Origin of the sequence: Pinirhizobacter sp. (genome assembly GCF_035317885.1) — a bacterium.
GTDB lineage: Bacteria > Pseudomonadota > Gammaproteobacteria > Xanthomonadales > Rhodanobacteraceae > Pinirhizobacter.
Window position 1 is genome coordinate 1 of record NZ_DATHFX010000410.1, and the last position, 2,363, is coordinate 2,363.

Here is a 2,363-nt window from a genome sequence, read left to right on the forward strand (position 1 = left end):
CCCGTCGCTATTCGAGCTCACGCGCGCCACGGTGCAGCTCGAACGCGATGCCGCGCGCATCAAAACTTGGGAGGATGCGCTGGCGCTGCCTTCGAAAACGGCAGGGCTCACCGGTTGATACGGCCGCCCCGGCGCCGATCGACATGCCACGCGCGATGACAGGCATCGCAGGAGAACTCCGTTTTCCCGCTTCGCCATGCCTCGATGGTACGGCAATTGTGGGGTGTGACAGCACGGCACCGCCTGCAACGAAACTCGCGCTCCTTCGGCATCTTCTTCGGCCAGAACCTGATGACGGCGCCAATCACGCCGACCACCAGCACGATAAGAAGGATATCGGTGAGCGTCATGGCATCAGCCCGCGAATGCCCGTGCGATCGCTTCGGGGCTACGACGGACGAGCGTCTCGTTGAACGTCAGCATCAGGCGGCCATCCTTCATCCCGCCAACCAGGATGTCCTGCTTTTTGAGTCGCTCGGCAAGCCCGGCCTGGCGCGCGGGTGCTACCTCCAGGAAGTGGATGTTGGTGCCGTTGGGCACACGCGCAACGGTGTAGCCGTCGATGGAACCAAGCGCCGCCAAAAGCCGGTCGCCTGCCTGCCGGACCTTCGCGAAGCGCTCGGGAAACCCCTGCACGGTGTCCAGCGCCAGCAGTGCTGGCATCCATCCGTGATAGATCAGCCCGCCAAAGACATGGCGCATCTCCCGCGCCTGGGCCATCTGCGCCTTGCTTCCCGCCAGCACCGCGCCGAAGGGGGCGCCCAGGTATTTATAAAGCGAGACATACACGGTGTCGAAGAGCGCCGAGTACTTTTCCACCGTAAACCCGTCGGCACCGGCATTGAGCAGCAGCCGCGCGCCGTCCAGGTGCATGCCGATGCCCTTCGCGCGCGCCATGGTGGAGATCTGTTGCGCCAGTTCATACGGCACCATCTCGCCGTCGGCACGGCGCACCGGTGATTCGAGCGATATCACGCCTACCTTGATGGGGTACGGGCCATGCTCGGCATCGTCGATGGCCTTGTTCACCTCGTCCATCGTCGGCGACGCCTTGCCTTCGGCCAGGGGCACCAGGTTGATGCCGCTAAGCGTGGGGACCGTATCGGCTTCGTCGCGGTAGACATGGCTTTCGCGCTGCACCAGTGCGTGGCGGTGCTCGCCGCAATGCACGCGGATGGCAACGTGGTTGGCCAGCGTGCCCGTGGGCATGAAGACCGCATCTTCCTTGCCCAGGAACTTGGCGAAGTATTGCTCCAGTTCCTCCACCGCGCCGTGCTGCAGGTAGCTGTCGGTGGCGACCTCGTGCCCGCTTCCGGGCGGGCTGGGCCGCGCGGCCAGGAGCTTGTCCAGGCGCGCCACGGTGTCGCGGTTGTAGTGCGGGACATTGTCCCCGCGAAGCACCACGGCGTTGTCGATGTGGTCCGGGTCGGCCCGGGTAGCGGCAAATGCGGCCGCTGGCAGGCCCAGCCCGGCAAGCGCGCTGCCAGCCACGGAGGAACGCAGGAAATCCCGTCGGTTCATGACCATGCCCGGCTACCCCCTTGAAAGATTGCCGCCGACCATAGCAGCGCGGCGGGCACGCCGCCACGGTCTTAAGGTCAGCGCCCCTTGCAGGGATAGGCCCGGCGCAACGCATCGCGCACCACGACGGCCGCAGGCTGTGCACCCAGCCCGGGGTTGGCGGCAAAGTAGGCCTGGACCACGCGCATCAACTCGCCCGAGCGCTGCGCGGGTGTCGGGCAGGCCAGGGATCCCTGTACCGCATCGGCCACGCCCTGCACATAGGCCGCGGCCGCACCGTCCCGGCCATCGGCCGCGGGTGCGGCCTGCATGGATAGTTCAAGCGCGTGCTCGAGTTCGCCGGCATAGCGGTAATAGGGTCGGTCCGGACCGCTGAAAGGAAGCGTCGCCGTTTGCGCAAATACCGGCCCCGTGGGCCACGCCGCCACGGCAAGGCACGAAATCGCCAAACCCCTTGCCACTTTGCCCGCTGTCCGGCCCATCGCGCACTCCGAGGGATCCCGGCTGTGGGATCTTGCGGGCCATCGTGCCAGCTTCCGGCCCTGGATGCCCGTGGAACTCCCTGCCCTGAACGCCGTCCAACGTATACACGTGCACGCCCAGCCGGTCGGTGCGTTAATAGCGGCATCCCCGGAGCCCTCCCATGAAAGTTTCCCCGTTCCTCGCCGCATTCGCCTTCTGCCTGTCCACGGCAGCCGCCGCACAGTCCACGGACAAGCCGTTGAACCTCAAGCTGCCGCCTTCGGACATCCCCGCGTCCGCCGCCACGGCGCCGGCCAGTGCCTCGACGTCGGCCAACGCCAACGCCGCCGCACACGCGAAGGATCCCCCGGGCACATTCT

The 2,363-nt window shown here is 66.6% G+C and carries 3 protein-coding genes and 1 pseudogene; 1 reads left to right on the top strand and 3 read right to left on the bottom strand.

Features of this window, described 5'->3' with window-relative positions; translation table 11 throughout:
* Positions 1 to 107 precede the first annotated feature (107 nt).
* The 3 genes from VK519_RS13550 to VK519_RS13560 form a co-directional block, all read right to left on the bottom strand.
* On the bottom strand, positions 108 to 350 hold the full coding sequence (locus VK519_RS13550) for a hypothetical protein (RefSeq protein ID WP_324350607.1): 243 nt from the start codon (positions 348 to 350) through the stop codon (positions 108 to 110).
* A 4-nt stretch (positions 351 to 354) separates the two neighbouring features.
* Positions 355 to 1,527 (bottom strand): threonine aldolase family protein, encoded by a 1,173-nt coding sequence (locus VK519_RS13555; RefSeq protein ID WP_324350609.1) that lies wholly within the window; start codon positions 1,525 to 1,527, stop codon positions 355 to 357.
* 71 nt (positions 1,528 to 1,598) lie between these two features.
* Entirely contained in the window at positions 1,599 to 1,970 is a 372-nt protein-coding gene (locus VK519_RS13560; RefSeq protein ID WP_324350611.1) for a Rap1a/Tai family immunity protein, read from the bottom strand.
* A gap of 194 nt (positions 1,971 to 2,164) precedes the next feature.
* Between VK519_RS13560 and VK519_RS13565 the strand changes: the two are divergent.
* Positions 2,165 to 2,363, top strand: a pseudogene (locus VK519_RS13565) (hypothetical protein); the annotation flags it as partial.

Excerpts from the sequence above, each read along its gene's own strand:
- VK519_RS13550 (WP_324350607.1), bottom strand. The coding sequence starts at position 350 with ATGACGCTCACCGATATCCTTCTTATCGTGCTGGTGGTCGGCGTGATT.
- VK519_RS13555 (WP_324350609.1), bottom strand. The coding sequence starts at position 1,527 with ATGGTCATGAACCGACGGGATTTCCTGCGTTCCTCCGTGGCTGGCAGC.